The sequence below is a fragment of the Leptolyngbya sp. CALU 1928 genome (assembly GCF_056784215.1).
In genome coordinates, this window is sequence record NZ_JBXBCE010000019.1 from 230032 (window position 1) to 253940 (window position 23909).

At 48.3% G+C, this 23909-nt stretch carries 26 protein-coding genes and 2 pseudogenes; 8 read left to right on the forward strand and 20 right to left on the reverse strand.

Annotated elements, in window-relative coordinates:
* Nucleotides 1-24: 24 nt before the first annotated feature.
* The 7 genes from AC1S5B_RS26285 to AC1S5B_RS26315 form a co-directional block, all read right to left on the reverse strand.
* The gene (locus AC1S5B_RS26285; protein WP_482038618.1) at nucleotides 25-2283 is read right to left on the reverse strand and encodes a molybdopterin oxidoreductase family protein; all 2259 of its coding nucleotides are present in this window, start codon (nucleotides 2281-2283) and stop codon (nucleotides 25-27) included.
* Entirely contained in the window at nucleotides 2280-2600 is a 321-nt protein-coding gene (locus tag AC1S5B_RS26290) for a DUF1830 domain-containing protein (RefSeq protein ID WP_482038619.1), read from the reverse strand. Before AC1S5B_RS26290 ends, AC1S5B_RS26285 begins: the two co-directional genes overlap by 4 nt.
* A 131-nt stretch (nucleotides 2601-2731) precedes the next feature.
* A complete protein-coding gene (locus AC1S5B_RS26295) occupies nucleotides 2732-3568 on the reverse strand; it encodes a nitrate ABC transporter ATP-binding protein (RefSeq protein ID WP_482038620.1) in 837 nt (278 codons plus the stop codon).
* A gap of 126 nt (nucleotides 3569-3694) precedes the next feature.
* A complete protein-coding gene (locus AC1S5B_RS26300) occupies nucleotides 3695-5716 on the reverse strand; it encodes an ABC transporter ATP-binding/substrate-binding protein (RefSeq protein ID WP_482038621.1) in 2022 nt (673 codons plus the stop codon).
* A gap of 136 nt (nucleotides 5717-5852) precedes the next feature.
* On the reverse strand, nucleotides 5853-6677 hold the full coding sequence (gene ntrB, locus AC1S5B_RS26305; protein ID WP_482038622.1) for a nitrate ABC transporter permease: 825 nt from the start codon (nucleotides 6675-6677) through the stop codon (nucleotides 5853-5855).
* Nucleotides 6678-6838: 161 nt separating this feature from the next.
* Entirely contained in the window at nucleotides 6839-8167 is a 1329-nt protein-coding gene (locus AC1S5B_RS26310; RefSeq protein ID WP_482038623.1) for a CmpA/NrtA family ABC transporter substrate-binding protein, read from the reverse strand.
* Nucleotides 8168-8279: 112 nt separating this feature from the next.
* The gene (locus AC1S5B_RS26315; protein WP_482038624.1) at nucleotides 8280-9827 is read right to left on the reverse strand and encodes a ferredoxin--nitrite reductase; all 1548 of its coding nucleotides are present in this window, start codon (nucleotides 9825-9827) and stop codon (nucleotides 8280-8282) included.
* 571 nt (nucleotides 9828-10398) lie between these two features.
* Between AC1S5B_RS26315 and AC1S5B_RS26320 the strand changes: the two genes are divergently transcribed.
* The gene (locus AC1S5B_RS26320) at nucleotides 10399-10527 is read left to right on the forward strand and encodes a photosystem I reaction center subunit VIII (RefSeq protein WP_482038625.1); all 129 of its coding nucleotides are present in this window, start codon (nucleotides 10399-10401) and stop codon (nucleotides 10525-10527) included.
* A 194-nt stretch (nucleotides 10528-10721) separates the two neighbouring features.
* On the opposite strand, the pseudogene AC1S5B_RS26325 reads toward AC1S5B_RS26320, so the two are convergent.
* The 6 genes and pseudogenes from AC1S5B_RS26325 to AC1S5B_RS26350 form a co-directional block, all read right to left on the reverse strand.
* Nucleotides 10722-10781: pseudogene (locus AC1S5B_RS26325) on the reverse strand (photosystem II reaction center protein J); the annotation flags it as partial.
* A gap of 69 nt (nucleotides 10782-10850) precedes the next feature.
* A complete protein-coding gene (psbL, locus tag AC1S5B_RS26330) occupies nucleotides 10851-10976 on the reverse strand; it encodes a photosystem II reaction center protein PsbL (RefSeq protein WP_482038626.1) in 126 nt (41 codons plus the stop codon).
* Between the two features lie 9 nt (nucleotides 10977-10985).
* Nucleotides 10986-11120, reverse strand: a complete 135-nt coding sequence (psbF, locus tag AC1S5B_RS26335) for a cytochrome b559 subunit beta (RefSeq protein WP_482038627.1) — start codon at nucleotides 11118-11120, stop codon at nucleotides 10986-10988.
* Nucleotides 11121-11175: 55 nt separating this feature from the next.
* Nucleotides 11176-11427 (reverse strand): cytochrome b559 subunit alpha, encoded by a 252-nt coding sequence (gene psbE / locus AC1S5B_RS26340; RefSeq protein ID WP_482038628.1) that lies wholly within the window; start codon nucleotides 11425-11427, stop codon nucleotides 11176-11178.
* A gap of 87 nt (nucleotides 11428-11514) precedes the next feature.
* Nucleotides 11515-12519, reverse strand: a complete 1005-nt coding sequence (locus tag AC1S5B_RS26345; RefSeq protein WP_482038629.1) for a photosynthesis system II assembly factor Ycf48 — start codon at nucleotides 12517-12519, stop codon at nucleotides 11515-11517.
* Nucleotides 12520-12614: 95 nt separating this feature from the next.
* The gene (locus AC1S5B_RS26350; RefSeq protein ID WP_482038630.1) at nucleotides 12615-12947 is read right to left on the reverse strand and encodes a rubredoxin; all 333 of its coding nucleotides are present in this window, start codon (nucleotides 12945-12947) and stop codon (nucleotides 12615-12617) included.
* A gap of 404 nt (nucleotides 12948-13351) precedes the next feature.
* On the opposite strand from AC1S5B_RS26350, the gene AC1S5B_RS26355 reads away from it, so the two are divergent.
* From AC1S5B_RS26355 to AC1S5B_RS26375, 5 genes and pseudogenes are all read left to right on the forward strand, one after another.
* On the forward strand, nucleotides 13352-13714 hold the full coding sequence (locus AC1S5B_RS26355) for an NAD(P)H-quinone oxidoreductase subunit 3 (RefSeq protein WP_482038631.1): 363 nt from the start codon (nucleotides 13352-13354) through the stop codon (nucleotides 13712-13714).
* Nucleotides 13711-14451 (forward strand): photosynthetic/respiratory NAD(P)H-quinone oxidoreductase subunit K, encoded by a 741-nt coding sequence (ndhK, locus tag AC1S5B_RS26360; RefSeq protein WP_482038751.1) that lies wholly within the window; start codon nucleotides 13711-13713, stop codon nucleotides 14449-14451. Before AC1S5B_RS26355 ends, ndhK begins: the two co-directional genes overlap by 4 nt.
* The gene (locus AC1S5B_RS26365; RefSeq protein WP_482038632.1) at nucleotides 14444-14962 is read left to right on the forward strand and encodes an NAD(P)H-quinone oxidoreductase subunit J; all 519 of its coding nucleotides are present in this window, start codon (nucleotides 14444-14446) and stop codon (nucleotides 14960-14962) included. Before ndhK ends, AC1S5B_RS26365 begins: the two co-directional genes overlap by 8 nt.
* Nucleotides 14963-15475: 513 nt before the next feature.
* A pseudogene (locus AC1S5B_RS26370) lies at nucleotides 15476-15690 on the forward strand (transposase); the annotation flags it as partial.
* 100 nt (nucleotides 15691-15790) lie between these two features.
* A complete protein-coding gene (locus AC1S5B_RS26375; protein WP_482038633.1) occupies nucleotides 15791-16465 on the forward strand; it encodes a DedA family protein in 675 nt (224 codons plus the stop codon).
* A 28-nt stretch (nucleotides 16466-16493) separates the two neighbouring features.
* On the opposite strand, the gene AC1S5B_RS26380 is transcribed toward AC1S5B_RS26375, so the two are convergent.
* The 7 genes from AC1S5B_RS26380 to AC1S5B_RS26410 all read right to left on the reverse strand — a co-directional run bounded on the left by AC1S5B_RS26380 (nucleotide 16494) and on the right by AC1S5B_RS26410 (nucleotide 21256).
* The gene (locus tag AC1S5B_RS26380) at nucleotides 16494-17897 is read right to left on the reverse strand and encodes a DUF4335 domain-containing protein (protein WP_482038634.1); all 1404 of its coding nucleotides are present in this window, start codon (nucleotides 17895-17897) and stop codon (nucleotides 16494-16496) included.
* A gap of 49 nt (nucleotides 17898-17946) precedes the next feature.
* Nucleotides 17947-18537 carry a DUF3038 domain-containing protein gene (locus tag AC1S5B_RS26385; protein ID WP_482038635.1) on the reverse strand — a complete coding sequence of 197 codons (591 nt, stop codon included), beginning with the start codon at nucleotides 18535-18537 and terminating at the stop codon, nucleotides 17947-17949.
* Nucleotides 18538-18651: 114 nt separating this feature from the next.
* Entirely contained in the window at nucleotides 18652-19353 is a 702-nt protein-coding gene (locus tag AC1S5B_RS26390) for a diacylglycerol/polyprenol kinase family protein (RefSeq protein WP_482038636.1), read from the reverse strand.
* Between the two features lie 184 nt (nucleotides 19354-19537).
* Nucleotides 19538-19810 (reverse strand): ParE family toxin-like protein, encoded by a 273-nt coding sequence (locus AC1S5B_RS26395; RefSeq protein WP_482038637.1) that lies wholly within the window; start codon nucleotides 19808-19810, stop codon nucleotides 19538-19540.
* Nucleotides 19807-20028, reverse strand: a complete 222-nt coding sequence (locus AC1S5B_RS26400) for a hypothetical protein (RefSeq protein ID WP_482038638.1) — start codon at nucleotides 20026-20028, stop codon at nucleotides 19807-19809. The genes AC1S5B_RS26395 and AC1S5B_RS26400 overlap by 4 nt, the downstream gene beginning before the upstream one ends.
* A gap of 150 nt (nucleotides 20029-20178) precedes the next feature.
* Nucleotides 20179-20598 carry a GFA family protein gene (locus AC1S5B_RS26405; RefSeq protein WP_482038639.1) on the reverse strand — a complete coding sequence of 140 codons (420 nt, stop codon included), beginning with the start codon at nucleotides 20596-20598 and terminating at the stop codon, nucleotides 20179-20181.
* 55 nt (nucleotides 20599-20653) lie between these two features.
* Nucleotides 20654-21256 carry an HNH endonuclease gene (locus tag AC1S5B_RS26410; protein ID WP_482038640.1) on the reverse strand — a complete coding sequence of 201 codons (603 nt, stop codon included), beginning with the start codon at nucleotides 21254-21256 and terminating at the stop codon, nucleotides 20654-20656.
* Between the two features lie 308 nt (nucleotides 21257-21564).
* Between AC1S5B_RS26410 and glnT the strand changes: the two genes are divergently transcribed.
* Both glnT and AC1S5B_RS26420 read left to right on the forward strand, forming a co-directional pair.
* Nucleotides 21565-22923 (forward strand): type III glutamate--ammonia ligase, encoded by a 1359-nt coding sequence (gene glnT / locus AC1S5B_RS26415; protein ID WP_482038641.1) that lies wholly within the window; start codon nucleotides 21565-21567, stop codon nucleotides 22921-22923.
* Between the two features lie 118 nt (nucleotides 22924-23041).
* Nucleotides 23042-23896, forward strand: a complete 855-nt coding sequence (locus AC1S5B_RS26420; protein ID WP_482038642.1) for an ABC transporter permease — start codon at nucleotides 23042-23044, stop codon at nucleotides 23894-23896.
* The last annotated feature ends 13 nt before the right edge of the window (nucleotides 23897-23909 follow it).

Below are 23909 nucleotides of genomic sequence, written 5' to 3' on the forward strand. Positions count from 1 at the left end.
TGAAGATGGCGAATGATCTTATGGCTACAAAGCAGATGACACCGAAGAAGTCTCAAGCGCTTTAGCGGCGATCGCATAATCTGACTCTATCGATTCAGCCAAAACAGGTACTAGTTGTACCGCACAAGCTTTCAGTTCAGGTTGCTTTGAGTCGGGGCACGATCGGTTGTGGGTCATGGCATTGGCTTCAGCCTGATCTGCCCAAAGCTCTCCCCAATGAATCGGCACAAACACCGTTCCAGGGGCGATCGCAGCCGTCACTTTAGCTGGAAAACGAGCCATTCCTCGCCGCGATCGCACTTCGATGAAGCTGTGATCTTCCACCCCAATTCGGGCGGCATCGCGGGGATGGATTTCTAAAAACGGATGGGGATGCATCTGTCGAATTTTGTCGATCCGCCCCGTGCGAGTTTGAGTATGCCAATGTCCATAAAGCCTGCCAGTAGTTAGCACAAACGGATAAGCTGCATCGGGCGGTTCTGCCAATCCACGTGAGTGAGCAGCCGAAAATTGCGCTCGCCCATCGGCAGTCGGAAATTGATGATTGGTATATAACCGTTTTGCGGGTTTGACAGCCTTTTGAAGGGGCTGATCTGAGTGATCAGCCTGCGGGGTCAATTCTATTTCACTTTCTTTCGGAACGGGCCACTGGAGAGGACCCTCTTGCCGCAAGCGATCGTGGCTCAACCCAGACATATCGCAGACTCGTCCTTGAGTTAGTTGCACATATTCGGCAAACACATCAGCCGAATTCGCAAACGAAAGCTTATCAGCAAACCCCAGACGACAGCCTACGTCGGCAATAATTTCCCAATCGGGACGGGCTTCTCCTGGTGGAGAACAAAATGCTTGACAGAGGGTAACCATGCGCTCGGAGTTGGTCATAGTGCCAGTTTTTTCACCCCATTGAGCGGCTGGTAGCAAGACATGAGCAAATTGGGCGGTTTCGGTTGGGTAGTAGGCATCTTGCTGAATCGTGAAGGGCGATCGCCTCAAGGCTGCTTTCACCCGCTCCAAATCTGGCAAACTCACCGCTGGGTTCGTTGCCACAATCCAGAGTAGCCCCACCTCATCGGTTTCTAAGCCAGTGATGATGTCCCAAGCCGTGCGCCCCCACTGGGAGGAAATACGTCCTGCTGGCACTCCCCAAAACTGCTCCAGTTCCGCCCGCTGCTCTGGAAACTTGACATGGCGATATCCCGGCAGCAAGTTGCACAAGCCCCCCGTTTCCCGTCCACCCATGGCGTTGGGTTGTCCAGTGAGAGAAAACGGTCCAGCACCAGGTTTGCCGATCTGTCCTGTCATCAAATGCAGGTTAATAATCGCGCGCACCTTGGCAGTTCCTTCACTGGATTGGTTCACGCCCATCGACCAGAGGGATAGAACTTGGTTTGAATCAGCCCACCAACGAGCCGCAGTTTCAAGATCGCTGACCGAGATGCCGCAGCGTTCAGACACCACATCCGGGGAATAATAGTGAGTCACTGCTGCGAACTCTGAAAACCCTCCGGTGTGATCCGCAATGAACTCTGCATCCACAGAATCCCAACGGAGCAGCAAATGGGCAATCCCATTGAGTAAGTCAATATCCGTGCCGGGATGAATCGCTAAATGTAGATCGGCATCTTCAGCGGTTTTGGTGCGCCGGGGATCAACCACTATCATTTTGACGGTGCGATTTTTCTTGTGATGTTTTTGTAGACGGTTATGAATAATGGGATGGCATTCTGCGGTGTTTGCCCCAATCAGAAAGACGCAATCGGTTAAATCTAAGTCTTCATAACAGCAGGGTGGTCCATCGGAACCCAGGCTTTGCACATAGGCTGCAACCGCTGATGACATACATAGGCGCGAATTGGAATCAAAGTTGTTGGTGCCTAGACAGCCTTTCAAAAGCTTTTGGGCAATGTAATAGTCTTCGGTTTGCAGTTGCCCAGACCCATACATACAAACTCCATCGGCTCCTTGAGTGGAGCGAACCGTTTGGATGCGGGAGGTGATTAACGCGAGGGCTTGATCCCAGGAAACCCGCCGAAATTCTTCGTCTAAAGAGGCGCGAACCATGGGATATAGCAAGCGATCGCGGTTCAATGCTTCGGCAACCGTGGCACCTTTGACGCACACCATGCCCTGGCTGGATGGATGGGCGCGATCGCCGCGCACTTTCCAGGCTGATTGCCCCAGTTCACTCACAGTATTTCCTGATTGAGGAGAAGGGAATACTTCTAAGCCACAACCTACGCCACAGTAAGGACAAAGGGTTTTAACTGAATCAACTGTCATTCCACAGAATCCGGCTGAAGGTCATCCTTGAGCAAGGGAGATCCTGCCGCACTCAGCGATCGCTCAGACACTTTCAGGTGAAGGCAGGGAATTTTGCTAAGCAATGCTTCACCCGCGGCGGCACAGGAGTGAATTTCAAGGAAAGCACCCGGAACCGCTTCAAATAAGAGTCGTTGGCGAGGAAAAACCACTCGCTCAAATAACCAGTTTGGAATGGTCAGAATTTTTGCTTTCTGAATTTGAGTGGTGGTATTGACGTAACAGCACAAAATGCGGTCAGACAAATGAGTTGGAAATGGGGTAAATACCGAGGTCATCACAACACTCCTATGTGGGTGCTTGAGTTATCAAATATGCGCCAGCGATCGCGTTTAACCAATCAGTCAAACAATCAGCGCCTAGAAAACGTTAATCGCGATTTTTTGACATCTTTTTTTGACATCTAGGGCTACTCGTCGGTGTGAAGAGCAAAGCGTCCGAATAGGAAATCTAAGGCTTGATTACGGAGCGTATAGTAGGCTGGGTCTTCCATCATTTGGGTGCGGTTGCGCGGGCGGGGAAACGTGACTTCCATAATTTCGCCAATCTTGGCGGCAGGTCCATTAGTCATCATCACAATGCGATCGGCTAAAAACAGAGCCTCATCAATATCGTGGGTAATCATCATCACGGTTACCTGCTGGTCTGCCCAAATTTTGAGCAACTCTTCCTGCAACTCTTCACGAGTAATGGCATCGAGGGCACCAAACGGTTCATCTAACACCAAGACTTCTGGGCAAATTGACAGGGCGCGAGCAATCGAAACCCGCTGTTTCATCCCGCCCGATAGTTGACCCGGTTTTTTCTGGGCGGCTTCTTCTAGACCCACCATTGCCAGATGCTTTTGGACGATCTCAACTTTTTCTGGCTTAGACTTTTCGGTAAAGACCGCATTCACGGCAATGTAAATGTTTTCAAAGGCGGTTTTCCAGGGCAGCAGCGCATAGTTTTGAAAAACCACCATGCGATCGGGTCCCGGTCGCACAATGCGCTCCCCTTTCAGCCGCACTTCCCCACTGGTCGGTTGGGCAAAGCCAGACACCATATTCAGCAGCGTCGATTTACCACAGCCGGAGTGCCCGATAACGCAGACAAATTCGCCTTCACTCACGCTTAAATCTACCCCGTCTAGAACGGTGAAATCTCCTTGAGTCGAGGGATAGATCTTGGTAACCTGGTCAATTTCTAAAAAACCGGAGGTGGGCTGAATTAAATCGGGTGATTGTGGAGTTGTGAGGGTTTGCATAAGTGCTTTCTACAGTAATGGGCGGCGTTGGATGGTTGGCAATCAGCAGGGAATGAAAGAGGGATAAGCTTAGAAGCAATTGGGGACTGTTATTAGTTGTACTGCCCTTAGCAGATTCAGCTTTGTCTAAGCAGCTACCGTTGCGATACCATCCAAAATAATTTCTTTAACTTGAATCGGCTGAGCGATCGCAAACTGATTGAGATAACCGAGCGGATCATCTGGGTTGAAGATCACCTCATCGAACAGCGCAAAGGGCTGGCGATCGGGTTCAGTGATGGGAAAATCGAGTTCTTGAGCCGCTTCCCGATACACATCAAGCCGATGGGTGCGTTGCAGTACTTCCACCCAGTTTTTGGGAAAAGGCGCAATTCCCCAACGGGCAAGCTGAGTCAAAATCCAGAGGCTCTCAATCTGTTGCGGGTAATTGCTGCGATCGACATAGAACTGGTTAAATCTCAGCAGCGATCGCGGAACTTCATCTTTGCCGTAGTTATAAGCATCAATAAATCCGGGGCGAATATATTCCGCTGGAGAGCCAACGTATTCTGGCTTGCAAAGCAGTTGCAAAATTTCTTCACGATTGCGGCGATCGTCGCAGTATTCACAGGCTTCCATCAGCGCTTTCACAAGGGCTAAATGAGTTTGGGGATATTGATTCACCCACTCTTCCCGAACCCCTAGGACTTTTTCGGGATGCCCTGCCCAAATATCCAGGTCAGTTGCCATGATCACCCCTAGTCCTTCCTGCACAGCGCGAGAATTCCAGGGTTCTCCAGCACAGTATCCGGCGATGTTTTTTGCCTGAAGATTCGCAACCATTTGAGCCGGAGGAATAGCAGTCAGCTCTACATCCTGATCAGGGTTAATCCCAGCAGATGCCAACCAGTAGCGCAACATCAAGTTATGCATGGAGGTTGAATGAACCATGCCCAAGGTATGGGATTTAGACTCATTCGATTCATCAGCGGGTTGCTTGACTAAGCTGGCAAAATCTTCGAGCGATCGCACCCCTTGGTCGTAAATATCTTTATCTAAGGTGATAGCGTTTCCGTTGCGGCTCAGCACTAAGGAAATCACCATGGGCAACGGCGCGTTGTCGTTAAACCCGACCGTCATTGCGAGGGGCATTCCCGCCACCATTTGCGCCGCATCTAAGCGATTAGAAGCAACGCCTTCTAGAACTGCTTTCCAGCTTGGTTCACGGGACAAAGTGACTTCTTCCAGCCCATGTTTGGCGAAAAAGCCCATTTCTTTTGCCACCACCAGTGGCGCGCAATCGGTCAGGGGCACGAAGCCAATATTCAGGTTGACTTTTTCTAAGCCGTGACGGGAGATCGCCACCACTTTCTTGGACTTGCGCTTTTTCTCCCGTTTTTGCTGGTTGAGAAAATAAATCATCTCATTCCGCAGTGTGTAGTAGCTTGGATGATTCACCACTTCTAAGCGATGACGCGGATGGTGCATGGGGACATCTAAAATCTGCCCGATCTGCGCTTCGGGTCCGTTGGTCATCATCACGATGCGATCGCTCAACAGCAGCGCTTCATCCACATCATGGGTCACCATCACACAGGTAATCTTGCTCTCTTCGCAAATCCGCATCAACTGATCTTGCAGATTGCCACGAGTCAGAGCATCCAATGCGCCAAAGGGTTCATCTAGCAGCAACAGTTTGGGGCGAATTGCCAGGGCACGGGCGATCGCAACTCGCTGCTTCATGCCACCCGATAGCTCATTCGGCTTCTTGTGGACTGCATTTCGCAACCCAACCAAATCAATGTGGTGATCAATGATGCTTTGCCGCTCTGCCACAGGCAAATTATCCATCACCTTATTTACTGCCAGTTCGATGTTTTGATACACCGTCAGCCAAGGCAGCAAGGAATAGTTTTGGAACACCACCATGCGATCGGGTCCTGGTTGAGTTACTTCCCGCCCTTCTAACACCACGCCCCCATGGGTGGGTTGGTCTAGTCCCGCCATGATGTTGAGCAGTGTCGATTTGCCGCAGCCAGAATGCCCCACCAACGAAACAAACTCGCCCTGCTGCATCTTCAATTCAATGTTCTTCAAGGCAATGTATTGACCACCATTTGATAATTCAAAAATGCGATCAACATGGTCAACTTCTACAAAGAAAGACATAGATATCTCTGGGAAATGAGGATTTAGGAATCATCTTGCGTAAGGGCTTAGCTTACGGGAAGCAAGGCTACGGGCAACATCTTGGCAACTCAAGCGGAGACCGACTGCCGAATGCTGCCCCTACAAAAGCAGTCGTTTATTTATCTGTACTCACGAAACCGGCAAAATAGCCAATTAGTTTGTCAAGCAAGAACCCAATTACTCCGATATAAAACAGTGCCAAGATCACTTCGCTGAGGCTACCGCTGTTGTAAGAGTTCCAGATGAAAAAGCCAATGCCCGTATCGCCGCGCAACATTTCGGCAGCGACGATCGCCAACCACGCCAACCCAATTCCCAACTTTAATCCGGTGAACATGAACGGCACGATAGACGGCAGCAGAATGCTAAAGAAATATTCTGAGCCTGAAAGACGCAACACTTTCGCCACGTTTTTGTAGTCTTGAGGCATTTGCTGCACGCCGACGGCAGTGTTATAGATGATGGGCCAAATCGCGGTGACGAAGATGATGAAAATTCCGGCGGGTCCAGAGTCTTTGAAGATTGCCAAGGCGATCGGCAACCAAGCAAGGGGCGGCACGGTTCGCAAAATCTGGAACATTGGATCAACCGCTTCGTAAGCGATCGGAATCGCGCCAATCAGCACCCCGACTCCTATTCCAACAATGGCGGCTAGCGTGTACCCAATGGCAACCCGTTGCAGACTCGCCAGTGCTTGCCAGCCCAGCCCTTTGTCATCTCCTTCTCTAAAGAAAGGACTAATAATAAACGGGTCCCATGTTTGTTGAACCACTTCGATCGGTCCAGGCAATGCTTTTGTAATGCTCGAAAACACTTGCCAAACAAACAGCGCCACCGTGAAACCAATCACGGGAGCAATCAATTTTCTGGAGTGTTTTTGCAGGTAGATCGACACATTAGCGAAAAAAGAAGATGGAGCGCCAGCGGCGGCTTGTGCCATTGTCAGTTGTCCTTAATATAGATGTCAGGTAGCAGGGGTCAGGTTCTAGAGGGAAAAAAGGTTTTATGTCTGGGTCTATGGGCTGTTTGTCGTGACCATTTTGGGTGCTGTAAGGAGCTTTGAGCCGATGGAATATCCACTCAAAGCTCGATATTGAGACCCTAGGCTTTCATTGCCGTGATCTTGAGGCTCTTCAAATAAGCCTCTGGGTTTTCGGGGTCAAACTTCACGCCATCAAAGAAGGTTTCAACCCCACGAGAAGCCGTTTTAGGAATTTCAGCCTCTGGGATCTTCATGGCTTTTGCAGCATCGCGCCAAATGTCTTCTCGGTTGACTTTCTTCACCAACGCTTTGGTATCTAAATCACCAGGGAAGTAGCCCCAGCGCTTATCTTCAGTGACAAACCAGGTGTCGTGGCTCGCAAATGGGTAGGAGGCAAAGTCTTGCCAGAACTTCATAATGTGGGGACTGTTCTCTTCAACTCGTCCATTGCCAAAGTCGATCGTGCCTTCCAGTCGTCCGGCGATCGCGGCTGCTTCTACCTTCAAATATTCCCGCTTGGCAATGATGTCTGCCATCTCTTTCTTGTTTTCCGCTTTATCGCACCACATTTGGGCTTCCATGACTGCCATCAGCAGAGCTTTTGCCGCTTTAGGGTTTTTGTCTACCCAATCCGCCCGCATCGTAAAGGCTTTTTCAGGGTGCTTGTTCCATAGTTCACCCGTCGTCAGAGCAGTGTAACCAATATCCTCTTTGACCAGTTTGGCGTTCCAGGGTTCACCCACACAGAAGGATGCCATTTGTCCTTCTTTCATATTGGAAACCATTTGAGGCGGGGGAATCACAATCAGCGAAGCATCTTTGTTAGGATCGACCCCATTGGAAGACAGCCAATAGCGCATCCACAGATCGTGATTTCCACCGGGAAAAGTCACTGCACACTTAACGGGTTTCCCAGCAGCTTTTTCTTTGGCAAAGGCGGGTTTAATGTCTGTACTTTTTAAGCCGATTTTCAAATCTTTGTAGGTATTGGAAATGGAAACGGCTTGCCCATCCAGATTCAGTCGCGCCAAGACATACATGGGCACTTCTTTGCCGTCCGTGATTTTGCCCGTGGTCATCAGATAGGGCATGGGAGACAGGATGTGTGCGCCGTCAATGCCGCCGCCTTGAGAGCCAGTGGATAGGTTATCGCGGGTAGTTGCCCAAGAGGTTTGTTTGACTACTTTGACATCTTTCATGCCGTACTTGGCAAAGTAGCCTTTTTCCTTGGCGATAATTAGGGGTGCAGAGTCGGTTAGGGCAATGAAGCCGAGAGTTGCTGCCGTGACTTCGGGAGTGTCACCAGCCGCCACATTGACTGCGGGGGCAGCGCTCGGTGAAGCTGAGGTGGTTGTGCTGGTGGAACTGCTACAGCCATGAACAAGTAGTGTTCCAGCGGCGGTGGCACCTGCGGTGATGATAAATTTCCGTCTTGAAAGATTGGTCATGAGTTCCTTTAAGCTTTGCTAGTCAGCGATAGTTGAATTAAGTGTGTGAGAATTTGAGGGCGAACTGCGACTTGACCCGTCAGTGTCAGCGATCGTCCTTTCGCTTGGGATGTTACACGGCAGTTTCAGCGCGAAGACTGGCACCAAAATCTTGAATCAGCAGATCCCGCAACACAGGCAGCAGGTCTTCGCAGGGAATCCCCTTTCGCACACAGGTACCAAGCTTGGCTTCTTTGCCAACAGTGCCGCCCATATAGAGATCTACGCCATCTAAGGTTTTGCCGTCTTTGCGAACTTTGGTGCCCATCAAGCCAATATCTGCCACTTGAGGTTGTCCGCAAGAATTGGGGCAGCCTGTCCAGTGAATTCGTACTGGATGAGGAACAGATAGTTCTGCATCTAAGTCGGCGGTCAGTGCTAAGGCACGGTTCTTAGTTTCAACCAGCGCAAAGTTGCAGAATTGGGCACCCGTGCATGAAATTAGCGATCGCCCTAGCGTTGATGGATTGACAGAGAACCGCTCCAGCAGCGGCTCCTTTAGCAAGGGCGCAATTCGCGAATCAGGCACATTTGGGATCAAAATGTTTTGTTCCACCGTGAGCCGCATTTCGCCACTGCCATACACTTCAGAAATGCGGGCTAAGTCAAACATGTCCGAGGCAAACAGGCGACCCACCGGCACATGCAACCCCACGTAGTTTAAGCCGGGTTGCTTCTGGGCATGAATACCAATGTGATCTCGTTTTTCCCAAAGAATTTCATCTTTCTCTGCCTCTGGTTGCAAGGAGTGTCCCATTTGTTGTTCGACTTCTGCCCGAAAGCGCTCCACGCCCCACTCATCAATCAGCCACATCAAGCGAGATTTTTGCCGATTTGCCCGTAATCCGTGGTTGCGATAAACCAACAAAATCGCCTCGCACAGAGCTACCACATCACGAGGATCGACCCAGGCGTTTAGGGGAATAGCCGCATCGCATCGCTTGGCAGAGAAGAATCCCCCCACTAGCACGTTAAAGCCTAAGACATCGTTCTTATAAGCTGGAATAAAGGCAATGTCGTTAATTTCGGCATGGACGGAGTTGTCTCTGCAACCCGCGATCGCAATATTAAACTTGCGCGGCAGGTTAGAAAACGAAGGATTCCCTTCACCATTGTTGGTAATCATGTCCTGCACCTTGCGGCACAGCCCCCGCGTATCAATCAACTCATCCGCATCAATCCCAGCGACGGGCGACCCCGTGATGTTGCGAACATTGTCCATACCCGACTGAATACACGTCATTCCTGCCTGCTCAAATCGGCTAAAAATGTCTGGAACATCTTCAATCCGAATGCCGCGCAGTTGAATATTTTGCCGAGTGGTGACATCGCCATAACCGTCCTCGCCATAGCGCTGGATCACTTCAGCGAGTACTCGCATTTGCCCGCTGGTGACAATGCCATTCGGTAGACGCATCCGCACCATAAACTTTCCAGGAGTCACCGGGCGAAAGAACACCCCCAACCATTTCAAACGATGATCGCGATCAGTTTCATCCATCGCTTCCCAGCCAATCCGGGCGAACTCTTCAAGTTCCGCCTTAATCGCTAAGCCGTCTTTTTCAACCTTTAGCCTTTCAAACTTGTTTAGACTTGCTGCTGCTGGAACAGTACTTGTCATCACTTTATCCACTGAAACACTGCTAACTCGTTCAACTAACACGTTGCCTTTTTGCCTATCACTCTGATGCTCAAACTGGCTGCGGCATCTAAGAACCTCTGCGCTTTTTCAAATTGCCTATCTAAAAGCCTGGACAATTTCACTAGGGTTTATCAGTTCTAAGAGGTTAGTTTGGGACTTCCACCTTGTGCGTGTTGAATCTAAGTTAGAAGCATGACAACAAGAGTTTCGTATAGTTAATTACAAAATATTTCTAAGTATGAATTTTTGGCATGACTCTAATGCCGCACAGGCAAGTACTACAGGTTGAAAATTTAGACTATCCTCTGAAAATGAGCACAGCATAAGTGTTTGAGCCAAGCATGACCAAATACTTCAAGTAACAATAAATTTCTTCAAGTATTACAAATAGTGTATTTTCCGTTTAAGCTATCAAGTCCTGCGTCGGTTATCTAACCTACGCCTCTAGTTCATTATTAAGAATTCTTAGAAGTGTGAAACAGGTATCCATTTCCCAGTAGAGTCTAGCAATAGAATGTCTTGAAAACTTTAGATAATAGGAAACTTCGTTATGACAGGTTCATACGCGGCTTCATTTTTGCCTTGGATTCTAATTCCTGTAGTGACTTGGCTTTTGCCTGCTGTCACCATGGGTCTTTTGTTTCTCTATATTGAGCGCGAAGATCCTACTGGCATTTAAATCGCCTTCCGTCACCAAAAAACCGCCTGCTGATTATTTCGGCAGGCGGTTTTTTATGTTTTTCTCTACTTAAACACTCAAGGAGATTTGTGATGTGGGTTTCAATTGCGAACAAAAACCAAGCTTATCGATCGCTAGACCGAGGAGCCAACCCCAGCATAGGCTCCGTAGAAGAAAAGTCCTAAAACACTGATTACTCCCAGACCTGCAACAGTTGCAACAATCCAAAGGGGAATTCTTCCAGATTTCAACATAAGTGTCAACTCCTAATAAATCGAAATTAAAAATGAGGCGTAGGGCGCTTGACTCAAGCGCCCTAAAAGTTAGTTAAAAAAGTAGCTAGAAAAGAGAATTCCCAGCACGAAGATCATTAACAACCCTAGATAAAGGGAAGTTCGGTTTAATTCAACGGGTTGTTTATTGGGATTTGGAGATCTGCTTAAGGGCATAATTTTATATTACCTGTGAGTAAACTGCATGGCGGCGATCGCGCCTATGAAAAACACAGTTGGAACCGCTAGCGTGTGAACCGCTAACCATCGAACTGTAAAAATTGGGTAAGAAATGGGTTGGTTAGGAGTGTTACCAGTCATAAGTGTTCTTGCCGTGAAACTACTTCAAATCTAAAACGCTTCATGATAGTTGAAGCTACTTTTGCTGAATAAACTGATCAATTTGCTGCTTAGCATCAAAGCGATCTCTCACGATGGGCGCTTTATCACGAGTGGATGGAAAGTACTCGTTCGGGCGAGGAGTGCCGAAGGCATCATACGCTAGACCCGTCTGTACAAACAGCCACCCAGCCACAAACAACGCCGGAATGGTGATGCTATGAATCACCCAATAGCGCACACTTGTAATAATGTCCGTAAACGGACGTTCACCTGTCGTTCCAGCCATTTCAGTTTCTCCACTCAGAATTTTTCAAAACCTTAACTTCTATCATAGGAGACAGCCGCCCCCAGCTAAACGAGCTTAATAGAAAGACTAAACTGCTTGGTTAGCACTGTCATCATATTTTAACAACGAGCCTTGCCCAATGATGAATCCCCGATCGGGATTTAAGAACTTGATTTTATAAAGGTTAGATGGTACGTCCTCAATAAATCGATCTTTTTCCCAGGTCTTCCCTCCATCCAGACTTCGTATCAGGTTCCCGCTTCCTCCTGCAACCCAGATCTCTTCAGGAGTTCGATATGCCAAATCTAACAGCCCCCAACTGGTTGCAAACTCAGGATTGATAATATCTTCCCATTCGTTTGGGCTGCCAATGCTGCTAAATTGAATCAGCCCGCCTCGTGCCAACATCCAGAGTCGCCCGTCTCCAGTAAAGCCCATGTTTTGCAACCGCCGAGAACTACTCCGATTGTAAGGTTTCCAGGCTTCTTGACCGGGCTGCCAGATCGAGTAAAAGTTCCCTCGCGACGATACTGCAACATATTCACCGCTTGGAGAGCGAGAAATGTTACGAATAACTCCCACCGCTTCCTCTACCAGAGCTTTCCAGGTCTTTCCAGCATCTGAGGTACGGTAGATTGCACCAATATTCGTCGTCATTTCAGCCGATTTAGAACCCAACGCTAAAACCGTATTGGGTGCGCCGGGAAGCTTCTCGCTGAGGGGAATACGCGACCAAGACTGTCCGGCATCTTCAGTGTGTAACAAAATTGAAGGCTGCCCTGCAATCCAGCCTTCGTTGCCATCAAAACTAACGGAGGTAAACCGATAGGGTTCATCTAGTTCAAGGCTGCGTGATGCCCAAGTTTCGCCTGCATCTGTGGTTTCAAACAGGGTCGCATTGGAACCTACTAACCAGCCGTGGGGTGAATCACCAATGAAACTAATATCATTTAAGCTGGCATCTGTATCAATAGAAATGACCCGCCAGGGATTGGTGCTGGTGGCTTGAAGATATCCACCGCAGGAGGTGCAGAATATCGCGATCGCACACAGCGCTAAAATTTGACGTAAAACTTTCGTAGCTACACGCATCACAGTTCAAACTCTCAACAGATGTATATTAATTTCGCAGTTCGTTTGTAAGTGATTCATGCACCAACAAACTTAATGAATTGGGGCACCCCACCCTACTGCAATCCATAAAGACTAATAAAAAAGAGGAATGTGAGAAACAGACCTCCAAAGATCAACAGGTTCTTTTGTTCGGGTGTCATGGTATTGACCCCAAACCCATATTTAAGATTTTCTTTGAAGCCAGAGGCAGAACCATCGGTTCCAAGATTAGAAAATCGGGAAGATCGTGCGCCACAGACTGGGCATCGCCAATCTTCAGGAAGGGACTCAAACGGAACGCCCGGAGGAATATCTCGCTTATCGTCTCCTTTGATGGGTTCATAAACATAGCCACAAGCTTGACACTCATGGCGGTCTAGGGTTGCATCAATCGGTTGGGTACTCATCGTTTCACTACTGATCGGGAATAACCAATCGCTAACATTAAAAACAGCCGCACCAGCAAAAAGAATTCAGTGAATCTGAAAACCGTATTAAATTATGATACGACCCTTGGGGCATTGGTGCTAGTAATCAATCTTGACCTGAACGGTCAGTATGAGCGATCGCAAACCAGTAAAGTTCTCTTTGAACTTAGAGCCTGAGAAAACTTAGCTATAGTTAAGTGTTGCAAACTGACCTCCAATGTTTATGCTGATACCAAAGCATTGAGATCAGTCAAAGGACGCACTCGGATAACTTCTATCCTTTTGTAAAGCCCAGCCCACCTATAATAAGGGCAGGTAATTATGGAAGGCAGCCATCTCTAAGTCTTGTTAAACCGTACCTAAGTGAAGAGGCAGTTCTAATCGTGTTTGTTCTTAGTGGATATGAATACCTTTTAGGGTTTACGTTGGTATGCAGCTTAGTTCCTATTCTGGCGTTAACTGCTGCGAAGCTACTTCGTCCTAGTCGCCGTGGACCCGAACGGCGAACAACCTATGAATCCGGGATGGAGCCAATGGGCGGTGCTTGGATTCAGTTCAACATTCGTTATTATATGTTTGCCTTAATTTTCGTCATTTTTGACGTGGAGACGGTGTTTCTTTATCCGTGGGCAGTCGCTTTCAATCAACTAGGTCTATTAGGATTTGTGGAAGCCTTGATTTTTATCGGAATTTTAGTGATTGGTCTTGTTTATGCTTGGCGGAAAGGAGCGTTGGAATGGTCATGAAGCCTAATGCTGAGGCTCAAAACTTGGTGATTGATGCATCTGAACGGATTATGAACCCCATTGAGCGACCCCAGGTTACTCAAGATCTTTCAGAAAACGTCATCTTGACTACTGTGGACGATCTCTATAACTGGGCGCGGCTTTCTAGCTTGTGGCCTTTGTTGTATGGAACTGCCTGTTGCTTCATTGAGTTTGCTGCTTTGATTGGTTCCCGGTTTGACTTCGATCGCTTTGGGCTAGTGCCGCGATCGACTCCTCGGCAAGCTGACCTAATTATCACAGCCGGCACCATCACCATGAAGATGGCACCTGCTTTAGTGCGGCTGTATGAGCAAATGCCCGATCCAAAATACGTGATCGCCATGGGTGCTTGCACCATTACAGGCGGCATGTTCAGCGTCGATTCGCCTTCCGCCGTGCGCGGTGTGGACAAGCTTATTCCGGTAGATGTCTATCTGCCGGGGTGCCCACCGCGACCCGAAGCAATTATTGATGCCATCATCAAATTGCGTAAGAAAATCTCAAATGAATCCATTCAGGAACGGGGAATGCTACGGCAAACCCATCGTTACTACAGCACAACTCACACGATGAAAGTTGTAGAGCCAATCCTGACTGGAAAGTACCTTCAGTCTGGCACTCGTGAAGCACCTCCCAGAGAATTAATGGAAGCAATGGGGATGCCTATTCCGCCAGCGCTGCTGACAGCGGAGAAGGAGGAAGTGAGTCGTGGTTGAAGCGCAAGAAACGCCCGATTCAGCCCCAATTGTTGAGGCTGGCAAGGTTTCTAAGTGGTTGCTCGACAATGGATTTGAACACGAATCTTTAGGATTGGATGCGTCTGGGGTTGAGATATTGACGGTCGATCGCGACTTTTTAGTTCCTATCTCAACTGCGCTCTACGCCTACGGATTCAACTGCCTCCAGTGTCAAGGTGGATATGATTCTGGTCCAGGACAAGATTTAGTCAGCTTTTATCATTTGATCAAAATTGCTGATAATGTTGATCGCCCTGAAGAAGTCCGAGTTAAGGTTTCTTTACCTCGCGAAAACCCTTTCGTTCCGACCGTATATTGGATTTGGAAAAGCGCAGATTGGCAAGAGCGAGAAACCTATGATATGTACGGCATTGTTTATGAAGGGCACCCCAACTTAAAGCGGATTTTGATGCCCGAAGATTGGGTGGGTTACCCGCTACGAAAAGATTACATCTCGCCTGACTTCTACGAACTTCAGGATGCTTACTAATTCACTATCACCATTAAGTTGTTAGTAAAAAGCTGTGTGGTTAAGTCTGCACAGCTTTTTCCCCTGTTATGGGCACGATACTCAGTTGAGTATAGAATTGCTTTTTCCCCCTCCTCTCGATCTCAGGGCGCGTCTATTTGCGTAGACTAGAACTCTTGCAAAAGTCAGCTAGCCAGAGCTAATTCGTAATTGTTAAAGTGCGGCAATCAACTTGCCCCGTAAGCCAAAATGCCCTCTACCATTACGATAGCGCTCAAATAGAATCTTGAAGATTTTGAGGTGACGACTCATCGCTCAGCGATCGCCCGCTGTTACGCGAAGGTGCGGTTGCCGTGCTTGTCAGTTGCACTCAACTTGCCCCCTTTTTGCTTCTTCTTCGGTGGTCGCACTTTGGAATGAAGCTTTTGCGGCGTTGCTGGATGTCGCAATGGATGATTAACCTGAGTTCGGGATAAGGAGTGGAACAAGAAAGGGGCAAATCCGATAGGCTGAAAATGCTAAAATCTCATGATTGATCGGTTGATGCTTCGCAAGCGATCAATTATCAAAACCATCATCGACCCGTTAAAAAATATCTCCCAGATTGAGCATTCACGGCATTGCTCTCCGGTTAGTTGCTTTGTCAACATTGTGGGTGGGTTGATTTACTGCCATCAACCGAAGAAGCCCTCAATTGCCATAACCATAATTTGCTGCCTTCGGCTCAACCCGAACTGACGTTGAAATAGTAGTAAGCGATACATCAATATACTTAATTGTTTGAATTGACAGAATTTGCTTTGACACGCCAGAATTGTGAAACTAATGACTTTTTGTTAAGGCGGCATAATGTCCCTAGATTTTATCTCCCTCGAATCCATTGAAGATCTAGCTCAGCAGTATGGATATTGGGTCATCTTTTTTGGAATTTTGCTAGAGAATATTGGAATTCCCCTTCCAGGTGAAACAGTCACCCTCGCAGGCGGCTTTTTAGCAGGAAGCGATCAGCTAAATTATTGGCTTGTTTTAGGGTATGCAGTGCTGGGTGCTACTCTGGGCGGCAATATTGGTTACTGGCTGGGTCGCTATGGTGGATGGTCTTTGATGCTGGGAGTTGGGCGCGTTTTTCGAGTGCCAGAATCTCGCTTAGTTACCATGAAGAACCAGTTTGGTGATAATTCAGCAAAAGCAGTGTTTTTGGGAAGGTTTGTGGCGCTACTGCGCGTGTTTGCAAGTCCTTTAGCAGGGATCGCTGAAATGCCCTACTCACAGTTCATGCTATACAACACGCTAGGCGCTGCAACTTGGGCATCAGTCATGGTGACGCTATCCTACTTTGCAGGTCAGTTTGTACCCTTAGAAAGAGTTGCTGCATTGGCGGGTCAATTTAGTGTGGTGGTTTTTGTGCTTGTGGCAGCATGGATCGTAGTTCCACTGTGGCTAGAGTCTCGCAAGGTTGCTCAAGAAACCAAAGCGGCAATTCCTGAAGAAGCATCTACAAACCCTCAGAAATCAGGTAGCTAGTTCACGCTTTTCTAGTTTGGTTCTTTCTCTAGTTTGGTTCTAGGAAGGTTTGTACTTTTCCATCGGTGGTGAGAACTAAACGAATCTTGGCGTTTCGTTCGTTTGAAAGAGCAGAAACGAAGGGATCTCCAACCAGCGGCATTCCTGTGCGATCGATGTAATCGCCTGATTGCTGTCGTAGGGGGACAATACTTTGAATGCTGCCGTTGGGCGCGAGTAGGAGGCTATATTCGAGCGTTTGCGTGAGTCCCTCAGGGGGTTTCCAGCGCTGTTGAAAGTAGGTTCTTACTTCCGCTACTTGGGGAATGGTGTCAAAAGCTGTAGCGTTGGTTGAACGATCGCCTCCTCTTGAGGCAGTGCGGGAGGCGGGCGATTGCCCAATTGGGGCTACTGGAACAGCCGCACCTTGACCACTGGCTAAAGCAGCACTGTCTACACTAGCGATGGGTGAATCTGCTTCCTTTGGGGCGGTGGATGAATTTGTTTCCCCTGAAATAATGGTGGGGCGACTTGGAATTCCAGTGATTGGCACCGTTGCGATCGAATTTTGGGGCAGGGTTTTAGAACTGGGTAACGTGAGACTTGCCGAATTGCTGGGTTGGGGCGCGACCAGCGTGGGAGTGCCAATTTTGGGGGTTGATCCCACGGGTGGAATAGACGGCAGGGTTGCAGTCGAAATCACGGGTGGAGTGGCTTTATCAACCACTGACGGTGAAATTTGAGTGGCGATGCGCTGATCGTTGCTGCTCGTTCCTTGGCTCACAGTAGGTGCGATCGCAGTGGGTGCGATAGAGCTATCCAACAGTTTGAGCGCGGATGCAGATAAGCCTACGACTGCCACTGCGATCGCGGCGACCTGTGCCCAATTTTCCCGCCCTCTAAACCAGCCTGTTTTAGGCAAGGCAGGCAGTTCCAATAGATCCGCGGAATAGTCATCTAATGCAGTGGCTAAGTCGAAAAGCTGAAGGGTACTTAGGCGAATCACCGATCCTGATTCCTCTGTGGCTAAGTCGCCTAAGCTCAAATCGTGTCCTAGCAAGCCGTTGGGTTGCAAGCGAATCTCTACAGAATTGCGATCGCGATCGCTCAGAAATGATTGTCCGCTCGTTTCGGTTGAGGTCGTGATAGCAGGATTAGGGTTAGCTGGGTCAGTTAAGGGAGAAGATTGATTTAGAAAATCTTGAGATTGCTCCAAAAAATCTTGTACATAGGTATTAACAGCGTGTCTTAAATCTTCTAGCTGGGCGCGATCGCCGTGTAATTCCACCCACTGCTCCTGCGCTAGAGTGGGATCATCCAGCTTAAGGTGAAACCGTACATCCTTGACAACCGGTTGCTCAGCCCAGCGAGACAAGGATGAATTCTGCGCCATCACCTCTAAGGTGCAGGTGGGCGGGGTGTAGCGGCGCATAACGGATGGCGATCGGAGCATAGGGAAGGGAGAATAGGGAACAAGAAATAAGGAATAACAGAGTGTGAATTTAGTGGGGTTTTGTGCGATCGAGAAGAGTCAACCACATCCGCCGAAACCCATGAGGGGCGCTATAGAACAGTAGATCAATCAGCAGCTTCAATGCCAAATTCATCAGCGTTTCCGGAGACACAGCATCGCCTGCTTCCATTCGTTCTTGATAGGTGTTGTTGAACTTATCTAAATAATCTCCCAACAGAGCCGTTTGATGAGGCGCTCGATGCTGTTCTGTCACCTGCTCCAGCAACGCAACGGCTCGCCGAATCAGTTCATGCTGCTGCTTTGCCAGATGACAACTAATCAGCACCAGTGCCCTTGCCTCCTCCACATCCAGCTTTTTACGCCCCCCTTGCCCTTTTCGTAAGGGGCTAGATTGACGCAATCGCCATAGCGCTACCCGATCGCTCACCATTGATTCCAGATTGAGGTCGATCGCTGCTTGCAACATCGCCTCCGAGCCAATTCCAGCTAGCGCTTCTAATGCCAGCAACACCAGATCAATTTGGGCTTTGATGTTGTCCAATTGCTCAGGCTGAGGGGTCGTAGTGGAAGGAAACGCCTCGATATTGTTCGATGTCAGCGGTTTTAGGTCAGGGGGCATAGCTTTTAGGATAGGCGAGGAACTTGGCAAAAGCAGAACGGTTACGAGTCTTGAAACGCGATTTGCCAGCTAGCGATCGATACCATCCTGATTTTGCCATGATAAATCGATTCCCTATTCTAAAAACAATAGAGTACTTAGGTAAAATGCTACCGCAGCGCTGCCTAAAGGAACCGTCAGATTATCAATCCCAAACTTAGAAAAAGCTTCCAGCCCGGTTGCCCAGAGCGCGATCGCGACAGAAATGATCCAGGATTGCCAAGTATTACCCTGCACGCTGACCAAAATGCTGCTGCTGACAATAAAACTAGCGATCGCCATCGTTAAGGAGCCTTCCCAACTTTTTTGGACATCCCACAGCGTATAAGGATGCTTGCCAAATCGTTGCCCGACCAACGCCGCCAACCCATCGCCCCAAGTCATCACTAAAATTCCTAAAACAGCATACTCCGGCTGCTCAATCGTCCAGAAATAGCCAATCAACAGACCAATGCTGACGGCATAAAAAAAAGTGCCTAAGCTTTTGCGCCCGACTCCGTTGATACCGGGCAGAATGGGAAACCGATAGGACAGAAACGCGATCGCGCTAAATGCGATCGAAGCACCAATTCCTAGCCATGCCGGAGTTTGCAGCCACCACGCCAGCAGAATCACATTCCCCGCGCCAATATGAACCACCTTTCGCACGACTTCTGGGCTTGCCCATTTCGTTCGATGTAGCCATTCCGCAGATAGCCCGACCAGCCCAATCCAAGCCCCAACCAACCCAAATTGGAGCCAAAGCGGAAATGGAGCGATCCACCACGAGAACATCATTACAAGCAATCCACAGACTATAGTCTTTCACTTTACTGCTGATCTAGCCTAGGGCGATCGCATCTAAAACCTGATTTTAGCTTTCGGATGTGACAAGCTAACGCTAGAGTTCAATAGCGGCAATAATTTTTGAGTCATCACTAGAGTTTTGATACTGACCATTGCAACGCAGCGTTAGCGATTTTTATAAGTTTTTGAGCAGCTTGTCATAGTTGCTATGGGAGCCGATCCAAAACCAAACGATTGTTTCTGAATCTTTCATAACTCCTACAGCACGCCAGCCTATACCTGCTCTGACTGAGTAAGCGGGCTGCTCCGTGTTGAGCTTTTTAAACTCCAAACTCGGATGCGAAGGATTCTGTTTCCAAAGCTTGTAGTTTTTTCGGGCTGTTTTTTGAACTCTTTCAGGCAAATCAGCAAAGCATTCGATAAACTCATCAGTTAATTCTGACTTCATAGTTCATCAAAACCCATTTTCCTTGTCTTACCATTCATGGAATCATTGAGAGCTTTTGCTGCAAGCTGATCCAACTTTGTATTTTGGGGTTGAGATAATACTTGCTGCCACTTTATTTCATTTTCAATGTCTTCTATTAGCTGTTCAGCCAGTTCATTCTGCAAATAATCTGGTAAATTTTGTGCTTTTCTGAAAGCTTCTGTCAGTAGATTAGTCATACATTTAAGCGGATTTTCCTTGCCAGGATAGCATCTTGGATTCGCTGTCCATTATTTCGCTTCCATACGCCAAAGCGTTTTTGCTATGGCAGTTAAAGGATGCGATCGCATCTAACACCTAACTTTGGCTTTCGAGTTTGACGAGCCAAATCATGTGCCTTCACCATCCTCACTTGATGCAAATTTGGCGAATATTTCTGCTTCTGTCAGGTTCAAAGTTTGGTTGGCAAATTCATAGTAACTAGGTTTCCTATCTATAAAGATTTGCTCTTTGAACTCAAACTCACTTTCATTCTGAAAAAGACCTGCTGGGACAAAATATTCATTGGTAGCCAACAATCTGTAGAACAGATGCGTACCGCATTCACCACAAAAAGCTCTTTCAGCCCATTCTGAGGACGTATACAGCTTCAGTTTATCCACGCCGTCTATCTGCACATCTGAGCCACACGCTATCCCTAGTGCTGGTCCGCCTCCCCAACGCCGACACATCCCACAATGACAAGCATCTATACTTTTTTTATTTGGCGTTCGCACCGTGATTGCACCACAAAGACACTTCCCATCCATACCGATCTCCTTCTTCTCAAGTTATTTGCTGTCTAAATTTTGGCACCTAACGTTCCTAGTCAGCGGTTATTGGGGTCTTTGCAACCTTAGTACAAACTTTCTGATCGTTATGAAGCATAACACTTACTTCTTGAGGAGTATAAGGAGGACTTTTCAAGTGAATGACTGCATGACAGTTTGGACAAACAGGGATTAAATCAGTGACAGGATCTACAATATAGGACTCGCCAATTTCACTTATTGGTTTGATGTGGTGTACATGAATTAGAGTTTCAGCGATCGCACCATACATATCACTGAGCTTTACATGGCATACCTGGCAAACATAACCATAGTTAGATAGACAAGCCTCTCGCGCCTTTTTATCCCTTTCATACTTGTTTACCTTAATTTGCTGTACAGCCCCTTCTTGATATTCGACTCCATTAGGCAGCTCCTCCGGTAATTGAATATCATGAACAACCCGCTCATAACTATTAAGCGAAGATATTCCCTTAGGCACGTTGATCCTTTTTACGACAGAAACCCCAGGTATTTTGAGTTCATCTTCATTGTTAAATATGATGTATCCTGACCGATCCCAAAGAGCACAGGGATAGGCTTGGACTAAGCCATAGAAATTGCCCCAATCACTGTATCTCGACTGGACGACATTCAAGCAAAATGCTTTGCTTAACTCATCTGCCTTTTTTACGGTTCACAGTTGCTTCAACTCTTGATCACGCTTATCTCAAATATCCCCCATGAGTGAACCAAATCCGGAGGCACAACCAGCCAACCCAGTTGGGGCAACTTTGCCATAACAAGGGGGCTGTTTTTGACTCATTTCTTATTGCTCTCGCCTGTCGGTTGGGCGATCGAACCATTCCTGATTGCATCCGTGATCTTGCTAACTAAGCCCATCAGGTTTTTCGCTAAATGCCATGAAACCACCCTGTCTTTCTGAATCACTTAAGGACTTGACCTATGAGCGATCGCCTCTCTCCCCAATTACAAGCTTTGAAAGCATCCCTGGAAGCGAAGGGCGTGAAATATACCCTTGCTAGCTTTGTAGACATCCATGGCATGAGCAAGGCGAAAGCGGTGCCGCTGTCCCATTTTGGGCAAATGATGGCAGGGTCGGAACTATTTACCGGCGCGGCTTTGGATGGCGTACCCCAGGATATCAGCGATGAAGAGGTGGCGACTCACCCCGACCCAAACTCTGTCACAATTTTGCCCTGGAAGCCAGAGATTGCCTGGTTTGCCAGTGATTTATATGTGAAAGGAGAACCGTTTGAAGCCTGCTGTCGGGGCATTCTCAAAAAGGTGCTGACAGAAGCGGCAAGCATGGGGTTTACCTTCAATTTAGGGATTGAGACAGAGTTTTTTCTGCTCAAAGACGTAGACGGGCAGCCTGTTCCAGTTAGCGATCGCGATACCCTGGCAAAACCCTGCTACGACCTGCAAGGACTGTTGGATAACTACACCTGGGTCACCGAAATCGTCGAAGCCATGAATAGCCTCGGCTGGGATGTCTACTCCTTCGACCATGAAGACGGCAATGGACAATTTGAAACCGACTTCGCTTACTGCGATGCCCTCAAAATGGCAGATCGGTTTACCTTCTTCCGGCTCATGGTCAAAGAAATTGCCCGCAAACACGGCTTCTTTGCCACTTTCATGCCCAAACCCTTTGCCAACCGCACGGGCAGCGGTGCCCACTACAATATGTCTCTGGCAGACCTCAATACTGGAACCAACTTGTTCTATGATCCAGACGATCCGCGTGGCTGCAAACTCTCCAAGCTAGGCTATCAATTCATTGCAGGCATCCTCAATCATGCCCCTGCCATTTGCGCTGTCATCGCCCCCACCGTCAACAGCTACAAGCGCCTAGTCGCCAGAGGTAGCATGTCGGGCTTCACCTGGGCACCCGTCTATCGCTGCTATGGCAACAACAACCGTACCAACATGCTCCGGATTCCCCTCGCAGGTGGAAGGGTAGAATGCCGTGCCGCCGATATTTCCAGCAATCCTTACCTAGGGGCAGCAATCATTTTGGCAGCCGGATTAGAAGGCATTCGAGAAGGGCTAGATCCAGGCGAACCCCACACCGAAAATATGTATAACTACAGCCTGGAACAACACGCCGCCATGGGCATCCAAGTCTTGCCCCGTAACCTGAGTGACGCGATCGCCGCCTTTGCCAGCGATCCCCTCAGCGAAACCACATTCGGCACCCTGATGTACAACACTTACATTCAATACAAATCTCAAGAATGGGAGGAATATCACACCCATATCTCCGACTGGGAAATTCAGCGCTACCTAAAATTCTTTTAATTAGGGGTCAGAGGTCAGGGGTCAGGGGTCAGGTTTTTTGTTTTCAGTCTCATTCCTACTCCGCACTCCGCACTCCGCACTCCGCACTCAAAACTCAAAACTCAAAACCCAAACCTTTATGACTCCAACTAACCTGACAGCACCCCCGAAGATTGCTCGTGAACATCGCTATCTTGAATCATCAGTTTTCTGGAGCATTCGCCAAGGCTTTTCAAAACGACTGGCACTGGCGATCGCCAGCGTTTCCCTGATCGTCCCGCTCCTAATTTGGTCTGTAGTCAGCTATGGCGGCTTGGTTCCTCCCCTATTTTTGCCAGCGCCCACGGTTGTTGTTGCCGCTGGAATCAAGATGTTTACAGAAGACAACCTGTTGTTTGATGTACTGGTAAGCAGCAGCCGAGTTTTAGCAGGCTTTCTTGTCGCTGCCATTATTGGCGTTCCTTTAGGCATTGCCATGGGCACCTTTCACAGTATGGATAACCTGTTTGCGCCCGTGGTTGGCACTGTGCGCTATATGCCCGTCACTGCATTTGTGCCCCTAATTGTGATTTGGCTCGGCTTGGGCGAAGTCTCCAAAATACTGATCATCATGCTGGGGGTTGTGCTGTATAACGCCATCATGATTGCCGATGCCGTCAAGTTCATTCCCAACGAAATGATCAACGTGGCGTACACATTGGGTGCCGGTCGCCGAGATGTCTTGTTCAAAGTGATCATGCCTGCTGCTTTTCCCAGCATTCTCGATACTCTGCGGGTGAACATTTCCGGTGCCTGGAACTTTTTGATCATCGCGGAACTGGTTGCTGCTCAAAATGGGTTGGGCTTCAAAATTATTCAGGCCCAACGGTTTTTGCAAACTGAAAAAGTGCTGTTTTGCATTGCCATCATTGGCGCGATCGGCTTGGTGATTGACTACGGGCTGAGATGGATTTCTCGTAAGCTAACTCCTTGGGCGGATCAGAGCAGAGGTTAGGTAGGTTTCGGGT

Excerpts from the sequence above, each read along its gene's own strand:
- AC1S5B_RS26385 (WP_482038635.1), bottom strand. The coding sequence starts at position 18,537 with ATGCCCCCTGACCTAAAACCGCTGACATCGAACAATATCGAGGCGTTT.
- ntrB (WP_482038622.1), bottom strand. The coding sequence starts at position 6,677 with ATGGCACAAGCCGCCGCTGGCGCTCCATCTTCTTTTTTCGCTAATGTG.
- AC1S5B_RS26345 (WP_482038629.1), bottom strand. The coding sequence starts at position 12,519 with ATGCGTGTAGCTACGAAAGTTTTACGTCAAATTTTAGCGCTGTGTGCG.
- psbF (WP_482038627.1), bottom strand. The coding sequence starts at position 11,120 with ATGACTGGTAACACTCCTAACCAACCCATTTCTTACCCAATTTTTACA.
- AC1S5B_RS26320 (WP_482038625.1), top strand. The coding sequence starts at position 10,399 with ATGACAGGTTCATACGCGGCTTCATTTTTGCCTTGGATTCTAATTCCT.
- AC1S5B_RS26290 (WP_482038619.1), bottom strand. The coding sequence starts at position 2,600 with ATGACCTCGGTATTTACCCCATTTCCAACTCATTTGTCTGACCGCATT.
- AC1S5B_RS26390 (WP_482038636.1), bottom strand. The coding sequence starts at position 19,353 with ATGATGTTCTCGTGGTGGATCGCTCCATTTCCGCTTTGGCTCCAATTT.
- AC1S5B_RS26350 (WP_482038630.1), bottom strand. The coding sequence starts at position 12,947 with ATGAGTACCCAACCGATTGATGCAACCCTAGACCGCCATGAGTGTCAA.
- AC1S5B_RS26405 (WP_482038639.1), bottom strand. The coding sequence starts at position 20,598 with ATGGATGGGAAGTGTCTTTGTGGTGCAATCACGGTGCGAACGCCAAAT.
- psbE (WP_482038628.1), bottom strand. The coding sequence starts at position 11,427 with ATGGCTGGAACGACAGGTGAACGTCCGTTTACGGACATTATTACAAGT.
- AC1S5B_RS26375 (WP_482038633.1), top strand. The coding sequence starts at position 15,791 with ATGTCCCTAGATTTTATCTCCCTCGAATCCATTGAAGATCTAGCTCAG.
- AC1S5B_RS26380 (WP_482038634.1), bottom strand. The coding sequence starts at position 17,897 with ATGCTCCGATCGCCATCCGTTATGCGCCGCTACACCCCGCCCACCTGC.
- glnT (WP_482038641.1), top strand. The coding sequence starts at position 21,565 with ATGAGCGATCGCCTCTCTCCCCAATTACAAGCTTTGAAAGCATCCCTG.
- AC1S5B_RS26400 (WP_482038638.1), bottom strand. The coding sequence starts at position 20,028 with ATGACTAATCTACTGACAGAAGCTTTCAGAAAAGCACAAAATTTACCA.
- AC1S5B_RS26295 (WP_482038620.1), bottom strand. The coding sequence starts at position 3,568 with ATGCAAACCCTCACAACTCCACAATCACCCGATTTAATTCAGCCCACC.
- AC1S5B_RS26395 (WP_482038637.1), bottom strand. The coding sequence starts at position 19,810 with ATGAAGTCAGAATTAACTGATGAGTTTATCGAATGCTTTGCTGATTTG.
- AC1S5B_RS26300 (WP_482038621.1), bottom strand. The coding sequence starts at position 5,716 with ATGTCTTTCTTTGTAGAAGTTGACCATGTTGATCGCATTTTTGAATTA.
- psbL (WP_482038626.1), bottom strand. The coding sequence starts at position 10,976 with ATGCCCTTAAGCAGATCTCCAAATCCCAATAAACAACCCGTTGAATTA.
- AC1S5B_RS26285 (WP_482038618.1), bottom strand. The coding sequence starts at position 2,283 with ATGACAGTTGATTCAGTTAAAACCCTTTGTCCTTACTGTGGCGTAGGT.
- AC1S5B_RS26310 (WP_482038623.1), bottom strand. The coding sequence starts at position 8,167 with ATGACCAATCTTTCAAGACGGAAATTTATCATCACCGCAGGTGCCACC.
- AC1S5B_RS26315 (WP_482038624.1), bottom strand. The coding sequence starts at position 9,827 with ATGACAAGTACTGTTCCAGCAGCAGCAAGTCTAAACAAGTTTGAAAGG.
- ndhK (WP_482038751.1), top strand. The coding sequence starts at position 13,711 with ATGAAGCCTAATGCTGAGGCTCAAAACTTGGTGATTGATGCATCTGAA.
- AC1S5B_RS26420 (WP_482038642.1), top strand. The coding sequence starts at position 23,042 with ATGACTCCAACTAACCTGACAGCACCCCCGAAGATTGCTCGTGAACAT.